Here is an 18,357-nt window from a genome sequence, read left to right as displayed (position 1 = left end):
AATTTAAAAACCGGACATAGTGTAGTGCGGCGGCAGGGTAGGGTAAACATGCGGTTATTTAACAAATATTACATATCCTTAGAGTTCGTCCTGTTATTGACTTCACCGTCACAGAGCCAGCAAAGGGCTTACTCCGGACGAAAAAAAACCGGGTTTCCCCGGTTTTTCCAGTGTGGTGCAGCAAACTTACCAGACGTATGTCAGCAGGCTATGTGAATCCGGCACCATAAAGTCCACGGACATCATCACGGAAAGGGAAGTGATAGCAACAATGGAGAACACAAACAGTTTGCGCGCCCATACTTTGTCGTCTTCCACTTTGTAACCGCGCAGCGCCATGCCCAGCCACCAGAGGCTTACCGCAGCAGCAACGACAAGATATTTGTACCCGGCATAGCCGCCCAGCGACAGCATCAGCGTGGCAATAGCAAACGCCATGATGTACAGCGTGATATGGTTTTTGGCCACGGAAATGCCTTTCACCACCGGCAGTACCGGAATGTTCGCTGCCTGATAATCCTTAAAGCGGAAAATCGCGATGGCATAAGAGTGAGGCATTTGCCACAGGCTGAAAATCGCCAGCAGAATTGCCGCACCGCTATCGAACTCGTTGGTGACCGCACAGTAGCCAATCACCGGCGGCGCAGCGCCGGAGAGAGAACCAATCAGCGTGCCGTAAACAGAGTGGCGTTTCATGTACAGGCTGTAAACGCCGACATAAACCACAAACCCCATTACCCCCAGCCAGCAGGCCAGCGGGTTGGCGCCGAACCACAGCAGCATAAAGCCAGCAATACCCAACAAGGCGGCGTACACCAGCGAGACTTTTGGCGAGATCAGCCCTCTGACCAGCACCCGGTTTTTCGTTCGTTCCATCTTTTTATCGATGTCACGATCGATGTAGTTGTTAAATACACAACCAGAGGCGACCACCAACGACACGCCAATCAGCGTGTAGAGGAACAGGGGATAGTCGATGTGGCCTTTGGAAGCCAACAGGAACCCCCCAATCACGGAGATCAGATTGCCAAAAATAATGCCCGGTTTCGTAACTTGCAGGTATTGCTTAAACATACTCGCCGCTCTTAGTGAACCATCATGTTGTAGTTGAGGTTCCACATAATCCAGATGGAACCGACTACCAGGATAGCGATGATAATCACGGTAAAGATAAAGGCGGTAAGGTTCCAGCCTTCATCAGACTTGGTGTTCATGTGCAGGAAGCAAACCAGATGCACCAGAATCTGAACTACGGCGGTAACCAGGACAACGCCCAGAAGCACCGGCTTAGAAGCAGAACCGTTCATCACCATCCAGAACGGGATTAGCGTCAGGATGATCGACAGGATGAAACCTGTCATATAGGTTTTTACGCTGCCGTGGGAAGCGCCATGATCGTTAGAATGACTCATTACATCGCCCCCATCAGATAAACAACAGAGAACACGCAGATCCACACCACGTCCAGGAAGTGCCAGAACAGGCTCAGGCACATGATACGGGTACGGTTAGTGCTGGTCAGGCCGCGACGGGAAATCTGGAACATCAGAACCGCCATCCAGATCAGACCCGAGGTCACGTGCAGACCGTGGGTGCCTACCAGCGCGAAGAACGCTGACAGGAAGCCGCTGCGATCCGGACCCATGCCTTCGGCAATCAGGTGGTGGAACTCATAGAGTTCCATCCCGATAAAGCCTGCGCCAAACAACCAGGTCAACGCCAGCCAGGCAACAACCTGGCTTTTGTTGTTTTTGTACATGGCGATGGCCGCCATGCCGTAGGTGATGGAGCTGAACAACAGCAGCGCGGTTTCAACCAGTACGAACGGCAGCTCGAAAATGTCCTTACCGGTCGGGCCGCCCGCAGTGCCGTTCACCAGAACGGCATAGGTCGCGAACAGACAGCAGAACAGAATGCAGTCGCTCATCAGGTAGATCCAGAAACCGAAGACTTTATTCGGCCCTGCATCGTGGTGCCCGTGTTCGTGCGCGTGGGCGTGCGCGTTGGTCAGAGTATCAGTTGCCATTTTTCAGCCCTGCTTTAGTGATCTCATCGAAATGCTGGTTTTCCAGTTTCTCGATTTCTGCAACCGGTACGTAGTAATCCACGTCCTCGTCGAAGCTCTTCACAATCCAGCTGATGATGATGCCAGCGAAACCAACGATAGCCATCCACCAGATATGCCAGATCATGGCGAAACCAAACACGGTTGCAAACGCGGCGATAACAATGCCGGCACCGCTGTTTTTCGGCATATGAATTTCTTCATACTGCGCAGGTTTTTTGTACGCTTCGCCTTTCTCTTTCATTTCCCAGAACGCATCACGTTCGTGAATGTGCGGGACATGAGCAAAGTTGTAGAACGGCGGAGGAGAGGAGGTTGCCCACTCCAGCGTACGGCCACCCCACGGGTCACCGGTCAGGTCACGGTTCTGATCGCGGTCGCGAATAGAAACGTAGATCTGAATCAGCAGACACAGGATACCGATAGCAATCAGCGCCGCACCGCAGGCTGCGACCATCAGCATGGTGTGGAACTGCGGATCAATCTGCTGGCTCAGGCGACGGGTCATACCCATAAAGCCCAGCACGTACAGCGGCATAAATGCAACGAAGAAGCCGATGATCCAGAACCAGAACGCGCGTTTACCCCAGGTTTCATTCAGGGTGTAACCGAAGGCTTTTGGCCACCAGTAAGTCAGACCTGCGAAGCAACCGAAGACCACGCCGCCGATGATAACGTTATGGAAGTGCGCAATCAGGAACAGGCTGTTGTGCAGTACGAAGTCTGCGCCCGGAACCGCCAGCAGCACGCCGGTCATCCCACCTACGGAGAAGGTCACGATAAAGCCGATGGTCCACAGCATAGAGGAGTGGAACACAATGCGGCCCTGGTACATGGTGAACAGCCAGTTGAAGATCTTCACCCCGGTCGGGATGGCGATAATCATCGTGGTGATACCAAAGAAGGCGTTTACGTTCGCGCCAGCACCCATGGTGAAGAAGTGGTGCAGCCAAACGATGAACGACAGTACGGTAATACATACGGTCGCCCACACCAGCGAGGTGTAACCAAACAGGCGTTTACGCGAGAAGGTGGCGGTGATTTCGGAGAACACCCCGAAGACCGGCAGCACCAGAATGTACACTTCCGGGTGACCCCAGGCCCAAATCAGGTTGATGTACATCATCATGTTGCCACCCATATCGTTGGTAAAGAAATGGGTGCCCAGATAGCGATCCAGGGTCAGCAGCGCAATGGTGACAGTCAGAATTGGGAACGATGCGATAATCAGCACGTTGGCGCACAAAGATGCCCAGGTAAATACCGGCATTTTGAACATCGTCATGCCCGGCGCACGCATCTTCAGAATGGTCACGAAGAAGTTGATACCGGTCAGCGTCGTACCGATACCCGAGAGCTGGAGACTCCAGATCCAGTAATCGACCCCAACGCCAGGGCTGTATTCAATTCCCGAAAGCGGCGGATAAGCCAGCCAACCGGTCTGCGCGAACTCACCGACGCCCAGAGAGATGTTGACCAGAATGACGCCCACAACCGTGAACCAGAAGCTCAGGTTGTTCAGGAACGGAAACGCAACGTCGCGCGCACCGATCTGCAATGGAACCACCAGGTTCATCAGACCGATAACGAATGGCATTGCCACGAAGAAGATCATGATCACACCGTGAGCGGTGAAGACCTGATCGTAGTGGTGAGGCGGCAGGAAGCCCGCTTCACCCGCAGAGGCCAGCGCCTGCTGGCTACGCATCATGACAGCATCTGCGAAGCCGCGCAGCAGCATCACAACGGCCACGAGGACGTACATGATACCAAGGCGTTTGTGGTCAACAGAGGTCAACCATTCTTTCCACAGCCAGGACCACTTACCGAAGTAAGAGATCAGGCCAACTACCGCCAGACCGCCGACGATAATCGCAGCAACCGTGACCATGATAATGGGTTCATGGTACGGCACTGCATCCAGTGTAAGTTTTCCGAACATCGTTTTCTTCCTCGACCCCTTAGTGAGAGGTTTCCGCGTGGCTCATGTCCATGCCTTCCATTCCTTCGTGCGCGTTATGCTCGCCTTCCGGTTGGGTCATGTCCATGCTCTTGCCGTGGCCCATAAATTTGTTGATAACGTCTTTAAACAAATCGGGTTTCACGCTGGAGAAGTATTCAACCTTGTTGTATTCGCTTGGCGCAGCAACTTTCTCATACGCCGCCATATCTGGCAGGGTGTTTGAAGATTGTTTCGCTTTTGCGACCCACTGGTCGAATGCGGCGCGGTCCGGCGTAGCAATGGCTTTAAACTTCATGCCAGAGAAGCCCGGGCCGCTATAGCTGGCGGAAATGCCATCGTACGTACCTGCTTCGTTGGCGATGAGATGCAGTTTGGTCTGCATACCGGCCATTGCGTAGATCTGGCTGCCCAGACGCGGAATAAAGAACGAGTTCATCACGGAGTTGGAGGTCACTTTGAACTCTACCGGTGTGTTCGCCGGGAAGGCGATTTCATTAACGGTAGCAATGCCCTGTTCCGGGTAGATGAAGAACCATTTCCAGTCCATAGCGACCACTTCAATGGTAATTGGGTGTTCGTCATGTGCCAGCGGTTTGCTCGGTTCGAGCGAGTGGGTGGTTTTCCACGTCAGTACAGCAAGGAACAGGATGATCAGAATCGGCACCGTCCAGACCACAGCTTCCACTTTATTGGAGTGTGACCAGTTCGGGCTATACTTCGCATCTTTATTGCTCGCACGATACTTCCAGGCGAAACCAACGGCCATCAAGATGGCGGGAATAACGACAATCAACATCAGGCCAAAAGCCGTCAGTATCAGCGAACGTTGCTCCAGTCCAATCTGTCCTTTGGGGTCAAGAAGTGCAGAATCGCAACCACTGAGTAAAACAGTGCTGGCGATTAATGACAACCATCCCAAACTTTTATTGTATTTCCTGAGTCTCATTTAACGACCTCAATTCCACGGGATCTGGTGGCGCTTAAAGTGTGCGGGCATTTTACGGAAAGGTTACGTTACTGTAAACATACTTGGCTCTGTGTCAGTAAGGTGTTACTGGGTTCTGCCGTTTATGTCACACGAAATGCAACAAACTGTAAAATCGAGCATTCGCACAGCCTGAAGTTGAGATTATAACGAAAATATTACATTACAATCAGCGCTGAGGGTAAGTTGGTATAACCAATCAATTAATTAAACAAATAATTAACATATATTCAGCAATTACCGTACATTATTGGAACTAATGTGAAACCCAATAATTAATAACAGTGCTGAATCGTTAAAGAATAGTCCTTAATTTATAGTGCACAAAATAATTAAAGAAAATGTATACATATAACGATAAATAACCGATTAGGCCTGGAGTAAAATAATGGTTATGAATTGTACGAAATAATAACCATCATGAATTATTTAGTTGGTTTTTTATCCTTGCGATTGATTTTAAAAACAAAAAAATCCAGGAAATTGTTAATTATGAAGGGATGATATTCAGATGGCTGGAAATACCTCGCCGATTATTGGCATCGACTTAGGAACCTCCAATAGTGCTGTCGCCTGGTTCACTGAGGGCAACACGCAGCTGATCCCGGGCGCGCAAGGGGAGCGCTTAACCCCCTCTGTTATCGGCATTGATGATGAGGGACACCTGCTGGTCGGCGCCGCCGCCAAAGCGCGGCTGGTCAGCCACCCGCAGATGACGGTCGCCAGCTTTAAGCGCTATATGGGCACGGATAAAACCTGGCTGCTCGGCGCGCGGCAATTTCGCGCCGAAGAGTTGTCTGCTCTGATCTTACGTAAACTCAAAACCGATGCCGAAGTGGCGCTGGGCTGTCCGGTCACCCGTGCGGTGATCACGGTCCCCGCCTACTTTAATGACGCGCAACGCAAGGCAGTAAAAGCTGCCGGGCGTCTTGCCGGGCTTGAGGTGATGCGCCTGCTCAATGAACCGACCGCTGCGGCGCTGGCTTACGGGCTGGCCGATAACAGCGAGCAAAAGTTCCTGATTTTTGATCTCGGCGGCGGCACTTTTGATGTCTCTATCGTGGACATCTTCGAAGGCGTGATCGAAGTGCGTGCCAGCAGCGGCGATGCCTGGCTGGGCGGCGACGACTTTACCGATCTTATTCGCCAGTGGATGTTAAACGTTTCCCCGGCATTAAAGGACGCGCCGTTAACCAGCCTGGCGCAATTAACTTCGCTGGCGGAAGAGCTTAAACAGGCGCTCAGCGCACAGGAGAGCGCCAGCGCGCAGCTCGCTTTTGCCGGTGAAACGTACCGCTGGCAACTGGACGGCGAAACCTTTGCCGGGCAGGCTGCCGGGTTACTTTCACGGCTGAAAAAAACAGTCGTGCAGGTTTTGCAGGATGCGCAGTTTGATCCCCGCGATCTTGATCATGTCATCCTGGTGGGCGGCGCGACCCGTATGGCACTGGTGCGCCAACTGGCAACGCGAATGTTTGGCCGTTTTCCGCGTAATGAACTTAATCCGGATGAAGTCGTGGCGCTTGGCGCAGGGATGCAGGCCGGGCTTATCGCTGAAGACCGTGCGCTGGACGACATCGTATTGACCGATGTGATGCCCTATTCGCTGGGTGTGGCAGTGGCCCGGCGGCTCGAAGGCGGCAAAATAGACGACGGCTATTTCATGCCATTGATTGAGCGCAATGCGTTTGTTCCGGTCAGCGTTGTCGAAACGGTAGAGACAATGAGTGACAACCAGGATCATATTGTGATCGCGGTCTATCAGGGCGAAGCCCGCCGCGTCAGCGACAATTTGTTGCTCGATCGTATGACTATTCCGGTTCCGGCCCGCCGCGCAGGCGAGGTGAAAATCGATGTGCGCTTCACCTATACGCTGGACGGTATTCTGGAAGTGGAATGTAAAGTGCAGGGCGAAAGCACTGCTTCAACGCTGATCATTGAAAAAGCCCCTGGCGTGTTAAGTGAAGAAGAGATCGCCGAACGTTTACGTCAGCTTGATGGCCTGAAAATGCATCCCCGCGATGTGCCGGAAAACCGGCAATTGCTGGCGGAGGCGTCACGCCGTTACGAACAGCTTTTAGGGCAGCGTCGGCAACTGATCGACCACTACGCCACGCAGTTTGAAATGGCGCTTAATCGTCAGGATGTGCGTGCTATCGTTGCGGCGCGTGATGAACTGCGCCGGGCATTAGCGATGCTGGATGACGGGATGTAATGGCGATGACTATCTGGGAAACCCTTGGCATCGATGCCACTACGGATGAATCCGCTATCCGCCGGGCCTACGCCCGCCAGCTTAAACTGCATCGCCCTGATAAAGATCCTCAGGGTTACCAGCAACTGCGGGAAGCGTTCGATCTCGCAAAGCAATACGCCAGCAATGCGGCGATGTGGCAGGACGAAGAAGAGGATGAACCCGCAGCGGACGAAGCTGACCATAGCGAAGTGACGCTCTCCAGCGCACAGGATTATCTGCGCACGCTGGAAGGACATCACGACATCGCCCTGCAACCCGACTGGCAACGCGAGGCGCTGGAAGATGACGCAGAGCGTTTTTCCGTCCGGCTCTTAACCGATGAAATGCCTGCGCTGAAAGCCTTGCGTGAGTATCTGGATCATGAACTGCCGGATGCTCTGGACGCGCGCGCTGTTTTCAGCCTTGCGCTGGCGCAGGCGTTAAGCGAGCGCAAAGGCATTACGCGCAGCCTGGTCAGTGAAGTCTCCGATATTATGGGCTGGGAGCTGGACGGCTATCGCGTCAGGCATATCCCGCACTGGGTGGTTGAGGCCATTGAACAGCAAGTTGCGCTGAGTGAAGCCGAGGAGCACTGGGCGTATCTGGCGCGGCAAAGCACAAATGACAGGCAAGCGAAACTGGCCTGGCGGCTGCTGTCTGGCGAGGTGAAAAGGGTGCCGTGGTGGGCGAAACTGATTCCCGGTTTCACGCAACAACTGGTCAATCATGTTGCGACAATTAAATATCACTATCCGCAACTGCTGGACCGTCTGAATCCCGAACTGCTGGAATATATCTCCTCGCCGCACTTTTTGTTGAGCTGGAGAGAGGTTGCAGCGCTCTGGTTCTGGGGCGTGGCTGCCTGGTTACAGGTGCGGGTCGCACCCGCAATGGCAGGGCAGGCTGCGGCGATAGTGGGGAGTCTTATCGTCTATCTATGGGTCATGCCGCTTTTACTGGCGTATTATGAGCAGGGAAAACGTAGCGCCAGGGCAGTGCTGCCGCTCTTGTGGCTACTGGGATGGATTATGCTGGCGATCCCGCTGTTTCATTTATATGAAGTGGTCTTCAGCTACCCGCCAGTGTACAAAGGTGTTTCTCGCGTCATGATGCTGACCGCTGTGCTGGCTTATCCCGCCTGGTGGGTAATTAGCCGTAACCGACATCAGTGGTACGCGATGCCCTTCAAAGGGGTTGCGTTTATGTTTATGTTACCCGTCGCGTTTTTGCAGCAATTTTCGCCAATAATCACCGCCGTCGGCGTGATTATTTTACCGGCGCTCTTCACCCACGTCCTGCGCGGGCTATTTTTCTTCTATTAATAACGCCAGCGCTTACCTGCTATCGGGTAAGCGCTGTGTTCACATCAACTGCGTTTTGCGCAGCGCCAGCAGATCCAGCAGCCCGCCGAACAGAATGCCGACAATCGCCAGCAGTGCGCCGCCTTCGAGAAGCCAGCTGCCAATGGTCCAGTTCGCTATTCCGCTGGCCGTTATAATAAGCACCACCAGCCAGCCGCTAAGCAGCAGGCAGCCGACACTCAGTATGCGCAAGGCCAGACGGTAGGCAGACGGATATTCGCTGCGCGGCATGAAATGCCCGCTCTGTTGGGTAAATTCCAGCGTCCTCTTACACATTGCCAGCAGCAGCAGGCCCGGCGCGGCGGCAATGATGGAGAAGAGATAAAAGGTTGACCAACTGTAGGTTTCTACAAACCAGCCTGCCAGCGGGCCGACGTACACGCGTCCGACAGCGGATAGCGCCGAAAGCAGAGCAAACTGGGTTGCGGAGAAGGATTTATTGCAAAGCGTCATTAATAACGCGACAAATGCCGCCGTCCCCATGCCGCCGCACAGATTCTCGAAGAACACGGCGGCACCCATGTTGACGATATCTTTCTGCGTGGTAGACAGCAGCCAGTAACCGGCATTGGAAACCGCCTGTAAAAATCCGAAGATCATTAACGCGCGGAACAGAGAGAGGCGCTGCATTAATACCCCGCCATACAGCGCGCCAATGATTGTTGCTGCCAGCCCCAGCGTTTTGTTGACCACGCCGACTTCGCCTGCGTCAAACCCGACGCCGCGAATCAAAAAGGTGGTCGTCAGGCTCATGGCGAAAGCATCGCCGAGTTTATACAGCACGATCAGCAGTAAAATCAGCCAGGCATTATTGCGGCCGAAGAAATCACGCAGCGGCTCGACAACCGCCTGCTCCAGCGTTTTCGGCACCGGGATGGTGTCCGTTGGCTCCGGTGCCAGCAGGGTGGCAATAATACAAGGGATCAGCAGTGCGGCCATCAGCCAGTACATTCCTTGCCAGCCGAGCCAGCGGTCGGCGAGCCACAGCGCCAGCCCACCGGAAACCAGCATGCCAAGGCGATAGCCGAGTACGCTAATGGCTGCGCCAGCGCCGCGCTCTTCAACAGGCAGGACATCCGTTTTCCAGGCATCGAACACAATATCCTGCGAGGCGGAACAGAAGGCAATCAGCACAGCCAGCGCTGCCATCCAGCGCAGGTGGTTGGCCGGATCAAGGAAGCCCATTCCGGCGATGGAGGCCAGCAATATCAGTTGCGTCAGCAGTAGCCAGCCGCGACGCCTTCCCAATAGCGGCGGCGTGTAGCGATCCATGAGCGGCGACCAGAGGAATTTAAAGACGTAGGCCTGGCCGACCAGCGAGAAGAAACCGATGGTTTTAAGATCGACGTTTTCAACGGTCATCCATGCCTGAAGCGTACCGCTGGTCAGGGCAAGGGGTAAACCGGAGGCAAAACCCAGGATAAGCAGAATCGCTGATTTGGGCTGCGTGAAGATGCGTAAGTAGTGGCTCGACATGAGATAAAAACTGGCCCGTAAAACCGGGCCAGTGCAGCAATTAGCGGGCGTTTTGCTTGATGAAATCGTGGACGCTGGTGTCCTGAGACATATCCGCGATAGTGTCGGTCAGCACGCTGTTAACCGCGGTAGTGATTTTGTCGTTAGTCGCCTGGAAAGCGCCTTCGACGTTATAGCTGGCGCGGTAGTTTTTCGTCATCTTGTTGCCATTGGCTGCGGTGGCAATGATGGCGATATCCGCTTTGGTGGCGATGTTGTAACGCACGTTGCCCTGAGAAACGTCGGCATACAATTGGTTAACAATGATTTGCAGGTTTACCGCGCCGTTCGGCCCGATCATATAGCCGCGCGCCGTCATCTGTTTCTCCAGCACTTCCTGTAACAGGAAACGCAGATCGCGGGAGGCGGTTAGGGTGACCAGCTGATTGTCACGGGTTACTTTTGCCAGCGCCTGGTCCTGACGTTGATCGGCACCGGTAATGCTAACGGTCACGCCCATCAGGCTCGGATCCTGCTGCGGCAGGGTGATTTTCGGAGAAATTTCAAGCGTTGTCGGCGGGGTAGCGCACCCGGCCAGCATAAATAAAGCGACCAACGGGAAGAGTAGTTTTTTAAACATGTTCAGGCTCTCAAGGGATCGTAAGCGTTTGGGGAAAAATTCTCGTCATCATAACATCGCCGCCGTTAAGGGGAAGTCCTCAACGTATGTAAATTCATCGCCTTGTGCTTTTTCGGCATCAAAAAACAGGTTGTTGAAGCGGGATGGTAAAAATCCGCCGTCTTTTAGTAGACTTCATCGCGTTGAGCGGGCAAATCAGACGAACGCTAATTTTTTGTTGTTTTATTGTTATGAAAACGGTAAAAGCGGCTAACATTTAAAGAGATGGCTGGCATCTCAGCGTTGTCGGAGGCGTAACATCATGATGATGCGTGAACAGATAGAAGCAAAATTGAAAGCGGCATTCGAGCCTGTATTACTTGAAGTCGTTGATGAAAGTTACCGTCACAACGTTCCGGCGGGTTCCGAAAGCCATTTCAAAGTGGTGCTGGTAAGCGACCGCTTTACCGGAGAACGTTTTCTTAATCGCCATCGTATGATCTACGGTACGTTGACTGACGAACTGGCAACGACAATTCATGCCCTTGCGCTGCATACTTATACACTCAAAGAGTGGGAAGGTTTGCAGGACACCCTCCTGACCTCGCCTGCATGCCGGGGCGCCGGAAGCATCGCTTAGAAAACCAGGTTGCAACCGTCTGAACTTTTCCAGTATGTTGCATGCAGATTATGTAAAAACGGCCTGCGGGCCGTTTTGTTTTGCCTGAATTTTGAGCGAGAAACGCAATTTTTTGAGCGAAATTGCTTCAGAAGTGTGAAAAATGGCGCATCATTGCGCCATTCCCCTTCTCGACTCATATCTGTGATGCCGCTATAATGCTGCGTCTTATTTTTCGGAATGTCTTCGGGATGCTTCTGACGACAGGGAATGTGTTTTCTGATTGGAGAGAACATCCCGGTTCTGCAAAGCGAAAAGGTTTGCTTCGCAGAGTAGAGTTGACCGAGCACTGTGATTTTTTGAGGTAACAAGATGCAAGTTTCAGTTGAAACCACTCAGGGCCTTGGGCGCCGTGTAACGATTACAATCGCTGCTGACAGCATCGAGACCGCTGTGAAGAGCGAGCTGGTCAACGTAGCGAAGAAAGTGCGTATTGACGGCTTCCGTAAGGGTAAAGTACCGATGAACGTCGTTGCTCAGCGTTATGGCGCTTCTGTTCGCCAGGATGTGCTGGGCGACCTGATGAGCCGCAACTTTATCGACGCGATCATCCAGGAAAAAATCAATCCGGCTGGCGCGCCGAACTACGTTCCGGGCGAATACAAATTGGGCGAAGACTTCACCTACGCGGTAGAGTTCGAAGTGTACCCGGAAGTTGAGCTGAAAGCGCTGGACACCATCGAAGTTGAAAAACCGGTTGTTGAAGTGACTGACGCTGATGTCGATACCATGCTGGACACTCTGCGTAAGCAGCAGGCGACCTGGAAAGACAAAGACGGCGCTGCTGATGCGGAAGATCGTGTCACTGTTGATTTCACCGGTTCTGTTGACGGTGAAGAGTTCGAAGGCGGCAAAGCGACTGATTTCGTACTGGCGATGGGCCAGGGTCGTATGATCCCGGGCTTCGAAGACGGTATCAAAGGCCACAAAGCGGGTGAAGAATTCACCATCGACGTGACCTTCCCGGAAGAATACCACGCAGAAAACCTGAAAGGTAAAGCAGCTAAGTTCGTCATCAACCTGAAGAAAGTTGAAGAGCGTGAGCTGCCGGAACTGACTGAAGAATTTATCAAACGTTTCGGCGTTGAAGATGGTTCTGTTGCTGGTCTGCGCGCCGAAGTGCGTAAAAATATGGAACGCGAGCTGAAAGGCGCAGTGCGTAACCGTGTTAAATCTCAGGCGATCGAAGGCCTGGTGAAAGCGAACGAGATCGACGTTCCTGCTGCACTGATCGACAGCGAAATCGACGTTCTGCGTCGTCAGGCTGCACAGCGTTTTGGCGGTAACGAGAAACAGGCTCTGGAGCTGCCGCGCGAACTGTTCGAAGAGCAGGCAAAACGCCGCGTTGTGGTTGGTCTGCTGCTGGGCGAAGTGATTCGCACCCACGAGCTGAAAGCTGACGAAGAGCGCGTAAAAGGCCTGATCGAAGAGATGGCGTCTGCTTACGAAGATCCGAAAGAAGTGATCGAGTTCTACAGCAAAAACAAAGAGCTGATGGACAACATGCGTAACGTAGCGCTGGAAGAACAAGCGGTTGAAGCGGTTCTGGAAAAAGCGAAAGTGACTGAGAAAGCCACTTCCTTTAACGAACTGATGAACCAACAGGCTTAATCGGCTTCAGCGTTAGCGAAATGTAATAAGCCCGTCACCTGCTGGTGGCGGGCTTTTTTTATCGTATTGACATTTACAGATGTGTGCTAAAAGAGCGTTTCAGTATTAGCGTAACAGCAAAAGATTGTTATGCTTGAAAACAGGCTTGGCCATCCCCACTAAAGAGGGTACTGGCAGTAAAGGCTCTGGCTGATAATCCGTCCGTGAGGGGTCATAGTCAGATCCCGCTCACTCAAGTACAATCAGTAAAGCAGGTTAGTTTATTTTTTTATCCAGGAGACGGAAATGTCATACAGCGGCGAACGAGATAACTTTGCACCCCATATGGCTCTGGTGCCAATGGTTATTGAACAGACCTCACGCGGTGAGCGCTCTTTCGATATCTACTCCCGTCTTCTCAAGGAACGCGTGATTTTTCTCACCGGCCAGGTCGAAGACCATATGGCAAACCTGATTGTGGCTCAAATGCTCTTTCTGGAAGCGGAAAATCCGGAAAAAGACATTTACCTGTATATTAACTCTCCGGGCGGCGTGATTACTGCCGGGATGTCGATTTACGACACCATGCAATTTATTAAGCCGGACGTCAGTACCATTTGTATGGGTCAGGCCGCGTCAATGGGCGCATTTCTGCTGACGGCGGGCGCAAAAGGCAAGCGTTTCTGCCTGCCGAATTCACGTGTGATGATTCACCAGCCGCTGGGCGGCTACCAGGGCCAGGCGACGGATATCGAAATTCACGCTCGCGAAATCCTGAAAGTGAAAGGCCGTATGAATGAACTTATGGCGCATCACACGGGTCAATCTTTAGAGCAAATTGAACGTGATACCGAACGTGACCGCTTCCTTGCTGCGCAAGAAGCTGTGGATTACGGTCTGGTTGACTCAATTTTAACCCATCGTAACTAATGCTCAGATTGCATGTGCCGCTATACTATGTGATGCAAGCGGCATTATGTTTGAGTAACGTTTTGCGCCTGGAATGGCATTTGCGTCGTCATGTGCGGCACAAAGAACAGATTAAGAGGTTTTGACTCATGACAGATAAACGCAAAGATGGTTCGGGCAAACTGTTGTATTGCTCTTTTTGCGGCAAAAGCCAGCATGAAGTGCGTAAGCTGATCGCCGGGCCGTCCGTGTATATCTGCGACGAATGTGTGGATCTGTGTAACGACATTATTCGCGAAGAGATTAAAGAAGTTGCGCCGCATCGCGAGCGCAGCGCGCTGCCGACCCCGCACGAAATCCGCCACCATCTGGATGACTATGTCATTGGCCAGGAACAGGCGAAAAAAGTGCTGGCAGTGGCGGTCTATAACCACTACAAACGCCTGCGCAATGGCGATACCAGCAATGGCGTTGAACTGGGCAAAAGTAACATTCTGCTAATTGGGCCGACCGGTTCCGGTAAGACGCTGCTGGCTGAAACGCTGGCGCGTTTGCTGGATGTGCCGTTCACTATGGCGGATGCCACTACGTTGACCGAAGCCGGTTACGTGGGGGAAGACGTCGAAAATATCATTCAGAAACTGCTGCAAAAATGCGACTACGATGTGCAGAAAGCGCAGCGCGGAATTGTTTACATCGATGAGATCGACAAGATCTCCCGTAAATCCGACAACCCGTCAATTACGCGTGATGTTTCCGGTGAAGGCGTGCAGCAGGCGTTGCTGAAACTGATTGAAGGCACTGTGGCTGCGGTTCCGCCGCAGGGTGGACGTAAGCACCCGCAGCAGGAGTTTTTGCAGGTTGATACCTCGAAAATCCTGTTCATTTGCGGCGGCGCATTTGCTGGTCTCGACAAAGTGATTTCCCACCGTGTTGAAACCGGGTCGGGCATTGGCTTCGGCGCGACGGTGAAAGGCAAATCTGAAAAAGCCAACGAAGGCGAGCTGCTGGCGCAGGTTGAGCCGGAAGATTTGATCAAATTTGGTCTGATTCCTGAGTTCATCGGCCGTCTGCCGGTGGTGGCGACGCTGAGCGAGCTGAGCGAAGAAGCGCTGATTCAAATCCTGAAAGAGCCGAAAAATGCGCTGACCAAGCAGTATCAGGCGCTGTTCAATCTGGAAGGTGTGGATCTTGAGTTCCGCGACGAAGCCCTGGATGCGATCGCCAAGAAAGCAATGGTGCGCAAAACCGGTGCTCGTGGCCTGCGTTCCATTGTAGAAGCTGCTCTGCTCGATACCATGTACGATCTGCCGTCGATGGAAGATGTTGAGAAAGTGGTCATTGACGAGTCGGTTATCGCTGGCCAAAGCAAACCGCTGCTGATTTACGGCAAACCGGAAGCACAGCAGGCATCTGGCGAATAATTCACCAATTCTTACAATCAGTTAACCAAAAAGGGGGGATTTTATCTCCCCTTCTATTTTTCCGTATTCCCGCCGTTGAATGTGTGGGAAACATCCCCATATACTGCTTTACATGTTAATGGTGCGTGTTGCACAGTCACGTCACCTGATTACCTGGCGGACTTTAAACTAAGAGAGAGCTCTATGAATCCTGAGCGTTCTGAACGCATTGAAATCCCCGTATTGCCGTTGCGCGATGTGGTGGTTTATCCGCACATGGTCATTCCCTTATTTGTTGGACGGGAAAAATCGATCCGTTGTCTGGAAGCGGCCATGGACCATGATAAAAAAATCATGCTGGTTGCGCAGAAAGAAGCGTCAACGGATGAGCCGGGTGTAAACGATCTTTTCACCGTCGGGACCGTGGCGTCTATTCTGCAGATGCTGAAGCTGCCTGATGGCACTGTAAAAGTGCTGGTCGAGGGGTTGCAGCGCGCGCGCATTACCACGCTTGCCGACGATGGCGAGCACTTCTCTGCAAAAGCGGAATATCTCGACTCGCCGGCTATCGACGAGCGCGAGCAGGAAGTGCTGGTACGTACGGCGATCAGCCAGTTTGAAGGCTATATCAAACTGAACAAAAAAATTCCGCCGGAAGTGCTGACTTCGCTGAACAGCATTGACGATCCCGCACGTCTGGCTGATACCATCGCTGCCCATATGCCGCTGAAACTGGCTGATAAACAGTCTGTTCTGGAGATGTCCGACGTTAATGAACGTCTGGAATATCTGATGGCGATGATGGAATCTGAAATCGATCTGCTCCAGGTTGAGAAACGTATTCGCAACCGCGTTAAAAAGCAGATGGAAAAATCTCAGCGCGAGTACTACCTGAATGAGCAAATGAAAGCCATTCAGAAAGAGCTGGGTGAAATGGATGATGCGCCGGACGAAAACGAAGCGCTGAAACGCAAAATCGATGCGGCAAAAATGCCGAAAGAGGCGAAAGAGAAAGCCGAATCCGAGCTGCAGAAGCTGAAAATGATGTCGCCAATGTCAGCGGAAGCGACCGTCGTGCGCGGCTATATCGAATGGATGGTGCAGGTGCCGTGGAACGCGCGCAGTAAGGTCAAAAAAGACCTTCGCCAGGCGCAGGAGATCCTCGATACCGACCATTACGGCCTTGAGCGCGTGAAAGATCGTATCCTTGAGTATCTTGCGGTGCAGAGCCGTATGAACAAGCTGAAAGGGCCGATCCTGTGTCTGGTTGGGCCTCCGGGGGTGGGGAAAACCTCTCTGGGTCAATCGATTGCCAAAGCCACCGGGCGTAAATACATCCGCATGGCGCTGGGCGGCGTGCGTGACGAAGCGGAAATCCGCGGTCACCGCCGTACCTACATCGGTTCTATGCCGGGTAAACTGATCCAGAAGATGGCGAAAGTGGGTGTGAAAAACCCGCTGTTCCTGCTCGATGAGATCGACAAAATGTCGTCCGATATGCGCGGCGATCCGGCTTCGGCGCTGCTGGAAGTACTGGATCCGGAACAGAACGTCGCCTTCAGCGATCACTACCTGGAAGTGGATTACGATCTCAGCGATGTGATGTTTGTCGCGACCTCGAACTCCATGAATATTCCAGCACCGTTGCTGGATCGTATGGAAGTGATCCGTCTTTCCGGTTACACCGAAGACGAAAAACTGAACATTGCAAAACGTCACCTGTTGACCAAACAGATTGAGCGTAACGCGCTGAAAGAGAGCGAGTTGACCGTTGATGACAGCGCAATCGTCGGCATCATTCGTTACTACACCCGTGAAGCTGGCGTGCGTGGTCTGGAGCGCGAAATCTCCAAACTGTGCCGCAAGGCGGTGAAACAACTGCTGCTGGATCCGTCGCTGAAGCACATTGAGATCAACGGCGATAACCTGCATGACTACCTGGGTGTTCAGCGCTTTGATTATGGTCGCGCGGATGATGAAAACCGTGTCGGTCAAGTGACGGGGCTGGCGTGGACGGAAGTGGGCGGCGATCTGCTGACCATTGAAACCGCCTGCGTTCCGGGCAAAGGTAAGCTGACGTATACCGGTTCGCTCGGCGAAGTGATGCAGGAATCTATCCAGGCGGCGCTGACCGTTGTTCGCGCCCGTGCGGAGAAACTCGGCATCAATGGCGATTTCTATGAAAAACGCGATATCCACGTTCATGTACCGGAAGGCGCAACGCCGAAAGATGGTCCGAGTGCTGGTATCGCAATGTGTACCGCGCTGGTTTCCTGCCTGACCGGTAACCCGGTTCGCGCAGACGTGGCAATGACGGGTGAAATTACCCTGCGTGGCCAGGTACTGCCAATTGGTGGTCTGAAGGAAAAACTGTTAGCGGCGCACCGTGGGGGCATTAAGACTGTTCTGATTCCTTACGAAAACAAACGTGACCTGGAAGAGATTCCGGACAACGTTGTGGCCGATTTGGATATCCATCCGGTTAAGCGTATCGAAGAAGTTCTCAGCCTTGCGTTGCAGAACGAACCCTTTGGTATGCAAGTCGTGACGGCAAAATAGTGACCTCGCGCAAAGTGCGTTGATAAAAACAAGGCTGGTGAGTGATTTCGTACTTGCCAGCCTTTTTTTGTATAGCTAATTTAGATTGCTGGTTGGGTGTGTCATCATCAACTGGTGTTGTAAGGGCATGACAGGCCTGATATAACTGCTGCGCGGTCGCACTGCGAAGGATTCAGGTGCGATATAAATTATAAAGAGAGGAAGAGAAGAGTGAACAAATCTCAGCTGATTGACAAGATTGCCGCAGGTGCTGATATTTCCAAAGCTGCTGCAGGACGTGCGTTAGATGCTTTAATTGCTTCTGTTACTGAATCTTTGAAATCCGGGGACGACGTAGCATTGGTAGGTTTCGGGACTTTCGCGGTTAAAGAACGTGCTGCACGTACTGGCCGTAACCCACAGACCGGCAAAGAAATCACTATCGCTGCGGCTAAAGTACCAGGGTTCCGCGCAGGTAAAGCGCTGAAAGACGCAGTAAACTGATTACTTTCCCCGTGTGGGGAGAGTAAGAAAATACAAGGCGCATCGCGAGA

General features: G+C 52.7%; 15 protein-coding genes. 8 read left to right on the top strand and 7 right to left on the bottom strand.

Annotated features, from left to right (window positions below; all coding sequences use genetic code 11):
- Window positions 1-186 precede the first annotated feature (186 nt).
- Genes cyoE through cyoA form a run of 5 tightly spaced genes read right to left on the bottom strand, consistent with a single transcriptional unit; the run spans window position 187 to window position 4,974 of the window.
- Window positions 187-1,074 carry a heme o synthase gene (gene cyoE, locus AWR26_RS19575; protein WP_064568182.1) on the bottom strand — a complete coding sequence of 296 codons (888 nt, stop codon included), beginning with the start codon at window positions 1,072-1,074 and terminating at the stop codon, window positions 187-189.
- Between the two features lie 11 nt (window positions 1,075-1,085).
- Entirely contained in the window at window positions 1,086-1,412 is a 327-nt protein-coding gene (locus AWR26_RS19570) for a cytochrome o ubiquinol oxidase subunit IV (RefSeq protein WP_043954629.1), read from the bottom strand.
- Complete coding sequence (locus tag AWR26_RS19565; RefSeq protein WP_043954628.1) at window positions 1,412-2,026, bottom strand: cytochrome o ubiquinol oxidase subunit III; 615 nt, start codon at window positions 2,024-2,026, stop codon at window positions 1,412-1,414. The genes AWR26_RS19570 and AWR26_RS19565 overlap by 1 nt, the downstream gene beginning before the upstream one ends.
- Window positions 2,016-4,007, bottom strand: a complete 1,992-nt coding sequence (gene cyoB / locus AWR26_RS19560) for a cytochrome o ubiquinol oxidase subunit I (RefSeq protein WP_064568180.1) — start codon at window positions 4,005-4,007, stop codon at window positions 2,016-2,018. Before cyoB ends, AWR26_RS19565 begins: the two co-directional genes overlap by 11 nt.
- A gap of 19 nt (window positions 4,008-4,026) precedes the next feature.
- Window positions 4,027-4,974, bottom strand: a complete 948-nt coding sequence (gene cyoA, locus AWR26_RS19555) for a cytochrome o ubiquinol oxidase subunit II (RefSeq protein ID WP_064568176.1) — start codon at window positions 4,972-4,974, stop codon at window positions 4,027-4,029.
- Between the two features lie 550 nt (window positions 4,975-5,524).
- Between cyoA and AWR26_RS19550 the strand changes: the two genes are divergently transcribed.
- Both AWR26_RS19550 and AWR26_RS19545 read left to right on the top strand, forming a co-directional pair.
- Window positions 5,525-7,228: a molecular chaperone HscC gene (locus AWR26_RS19550; protein WP_064568175.1), complete on the top strand. Its 1,704-nt coding sequence runs from the start codon at window positions 5,525-5,527 to the stop codon at window positions 7,226-7,228.
- The gene (locus tag AWR26_RS19545) at window positions 7,228-8,571 is read left to right on the top strand and encodes a J domain-containing protein (RefSeq protein WP_064568174.1); all 1,344 of its coding nucleotides are present in this window, start codon (window positions 7,228-7,230) and stop codon (window positions 8,569-8,571) included. Before AWR26_RS19550 ends, AWR26_RS19545 begins: the two co-directional genes overlap by 1 nt.
- A gap of 39 nt (window positions 8,572-8,610) precedes the next feature.
- Here AWR26_RS19545 and ampG read toward each other — a convergent pair whose 3' ends face one another.
- Window positions 8,611-10,086, bottom strand: a complete 1,476-nt coding sequence (ampG, locus tag AWR26_RS19540) for a muropeptide MFS transporter AmpG (protein WP_064568173.1) — start codon at window positions 10,084-10,086, stop codon at window positions 8,611-8,613.
- Between the two features lie 40 nt (window positions 10,087-10,126).
- Window positions 10,127-10,705 carry a lipoprotein gene (locus AWR26_RS19535; protein ID WP_043954620.1) on the bottom strand — a complete coding sequence of 193 codons (579 nt, stop codon included), beginning with the start codon at window positions 10,703-10,705 and terminating at the stop codon, window positions 10,127-10,129.
- 301 nt (window positions 10,706-11,006) lie between these two features.
- Here AWR26_RS19535 and bolA point away from each other — a divergent pair, with 301 nt between their 5' ends.
- The 6 genes from bolA to hupB all read left to right on the top strand — a co-directional run bounded on the left by bolA (window position 11,007) and on the right by hupB (window position 18,307).
- The gene (gene bolA / locus AWR26_RS19530) at window positions 11,007-11,324 is read left to right on the top strand and encodes a transcriptional regulator BolA (protein WP_043954618.1); all 318 of its coding nucleotides are present in this window, start codon (window positions 11,007-11,009) and stop codon (window positions 11,322-11,324) included.
- Between the two features lie 351 nt (window positions 11,325-11,675).
- Window positions 11,676-12,974 (top strand): trigger factor, encoded by a 1,299-nt coding sequence (tig, locus tag AWR26_RS19525; RefSeq protein ID WP_007373537.1) that lies wholly within the window; start codon window positions 11,676-11,678, stop codon window positions 12,972-12,974.
- Between the two features lie 285 nt (window positions 12,975-13,259).
- On the top strand, window positions 13,260-13,883 hold the full coding sequence (clpP, locus tag AWR26_RS19520) for an ATP-dependent Clp endopeptidase proteolytic subunit ClpP (RefSeq protein ID WP_007373538.1): 624 nt from the start codon (window positions 13,260-13,262) through the stop codon (window positions 13,881-13,883).
- Between the two features lie 128 nt (window positions 13,884-14,011).
- Window positions 14,012-15,286 carry an ATP-dependent protease ATP-binding subunit ClpX gene (gene clpX / locus AWR26_RS19515; RefSeq protein WP_043954617.1) on the top strand — a complete coding sequence of 425 codons (1,275 nt, stop codon included), beginning with the start codon at window positions 14,012-14,014 and terminating at the stop codon, window positions 15,284-15,286.
- A gap of 183 nt (window positions 15,287-15,469) precedes the next feature.
- Window positions 15,470-17,824, top strand: coding sequence for an endopeptidase La (gene lon / locus AWR26_RS19510; RefSeq protein ID WP_043954616.1), 2,355 nt, complete (start codon window positions 15,470-15,472; stop codon window positions 17,822-17,824).
- A 210-nt stretch (window positions 17,825-18,034) separates the two neighbouring features.
- Complete coding sequence (gene hupB, locus AWR26_RS19505; RefSeq protein WP_007373541.1) at window positions 18,035-18,307, top strand: nucleoid-associated protein HU-beta; 273 nt, start codon at window positions 18,035-18,037, stop codon at window positions 18,305-18,307.
- Window positions 18,308-18,357 lie beyond the last annotated feature (50 nt).

Origin of the sequence: Kosakonia oryzae (assembly GCF_001658025.2) — a bacterium.
Lineage (GTDB): Bacteria > Pseudomonadota > Gammaproteobacteria > Enterobacterales > Enterobacteriaceae > Kosakonia > Kosakonia oryzae.
This window is presented reverse-complemented; position numbering and strand designations above follow the sequence as displayed.

Coding starts and splice junctions, on each gene's coding strand:
- clpX (WP_043954617.1), top strand. CDS start 14,012: ATGACAGATAAACGCAAAGATGGTTCGGGCAAACTGTTGTATTGCTCT.
- cyoE (WP_064568182.1), bottom strand. CDS start 1,074: ATGTTTAAGCAATACCTGCAAGTTACGAAACCGGGCATTATTTTTGGC.
- clpP (WP_007373538.1), top strand. CDS start 13,260: ATGTCATACAGCGGCGAACGAGATAACTTTGCACCCCATATGGCTCTG.
- ampG (WP_064568173.1), bottom strand. CDS start 10,086: ATGTCGAGCCACTACTTACGCATCTTCACGCAGCCCAAATCAGCGATT.
- AWR26_RS19545 (WP_064568174.1), top strand. CDS start 7,228: ATGGCGATGACTATCTGGGAAACCCTTGGCATCGATGCCACTACGGAT.
- AWR26_RS19570 (WP_043954629.1), bottom strand. CDS start 1,412: ATGAGTCATTCTAACGATCATGGCGCTTCCCACGGCAGCGTAAAAACC.
- bolA (WP_043954618.1), top strand. CDS start 11,007: ATGATGATGCGTGAACAGATAGAAGCAAAATTGAAAGCGGCATTCGAG.
- lon (WP_043954616.1), top strand. CDS start 15,470: ATGAATCCTGAGCGTTCTGAACGCATTGAAATCCCCGTATTGCCGTTG.
- AWR26_RS19550 (WP_064568175.1), top strand. CDS start 5,525: ATGGCTGGAAATACCTCGCCGATTATTGGCATCGACTTAGGAACCTCC.
- tig (WP_007373537.1), top strand. CDS start 11,676: ATGCAAGTTTCAGTTGAAACCACTCAGGGCCTTGGGCGCCGTGTAACG.
- AWR26_RS19535 (WP_043954620.1), bottom strand. CDS start 10,705: ATGTTTAAAAAACTACTCTTCCCGTTGGTCGCTTTATTTATGCTGGCC.
- AWR26_RS19565 (WP_043954628.1), bottom strand. CDS start 2,026: ATGGCAACTGATACTCTGACCAACGCGCACGCCCACGCGCACGAACAC.
- cyoA (WP_064568176.1), bottom strand. CDS start 4,974: ATGAGACTCAGGAAATACAATAAAAGTTTGGGATGGTTGTCATTAATC.
- cyoB (WP_064568180.1), bottom strand. CDS start 4,007: ATGTTCGGAAAACTTACACTGGATGCAGTGCCGTACCATGAACCCATT.